Source organism: Xanthovirga aplysinae, assembly GCF_009711365.1.
Lineage (GTDB): Bacteria > Bacteroidota > Bacteroidia > Cytophagales > Cyclobacteriaceae > Xanthovirga > Xanthovirga aplysinae.
Genome location: NZ_SMMB01000263.1, coordinates 1 through 905, shown reverse-complemented (window position 1 = coordinate 905; position 905 = coordinate 1). Strand labels below are relative to the sequence as shown.

1 protein-coding gene is annotated in these 905 nt (G+C 34.6%); it reads right to left on the bottom strand.

Annotated features, from left to right (window positions below; translation table 11 throughout):
- Nucleotides 1–73 precede the first annotated feature (73 nt).
- Complete coding sequence (locus E1171_RS00660; RefSeq protein WP_155203098.1) at nt 74–850, bottom strand: hypothetical protein; 777 nt, start codon at nt 848–850, stop codon at nt 74–76.
- Nucleotides 851–905: the final 55 nt, after the last annotated feature.

The following is a 905-nucleotide window of genomic DNA, read 5'->3' as shown; positions in this document are numbered from 1 at the left end:
CGGCTGGCTGCTGTGCTTTTTTCGCGTCGGTTTTTTTGTGCGATGGAAAAGCATGGCAGCTCGCCATTGTTATCTATCTTTTTCTTTGTTTTGAGTTTAGTATAGCTGTTTGGATTTCCTCTTTAGTTCTATAATCAGCTGGTATATTAGGTAACCAAGTTGGAAGGGAATTGAGATTTAATTCAATTTCCCATTCTGTATCATATTGAAAGTCTGCAAAATGGCTTATTTTAGTTAAACGATCATCTGGCGGAGGAGAATCTTGCAGTGTCAAAACAAAGCCATAGGGAGGATATGTAACCTCACATAGAACTGATATTTTACCCTTATCATATGATACAGTATATCCCTTGTATCTAGGTTTTCCTCTTATATTATAGTAAACATAGACATTATACTCAGGAGGTAAATGATTCATCCATTTATTCAGCACAAATTGTTCTAAATATGGATTTAATTCTCTGAAAATTGAATCATTGTTAACCGAAAACATCATTACGATGATTTGCTTAATCACGCGAAGTGGATAAATTTTATTGAAGTAGTATAAGCTAGGTCGTCCATTACTTCTCCGTAAAATATCCATACCGAAGTAACACCAGTCAATATATTCATTGGCATACCATGCACCAGTGTTGTTATTACATTTTTCACATAATGTATAAAATCGTATCCCTCCTTGTTTATACCATTTTTTTACTGGTTCGGCCAAAGGATCTTCGTCATTAATTAAATGAACATAATAGCGGTTATTATTAAATGCTCTCTTTGGAGGAACATGTTCTTGAGTCAGGACTCCATATTCACCACATATTACGCAGTTACCAAACTTTTTCTCTTTTTTCCCCAATATAATTTATTCTTAGTAATGATAGATAACGGCCGATGTATGCTTTGTTGGCATC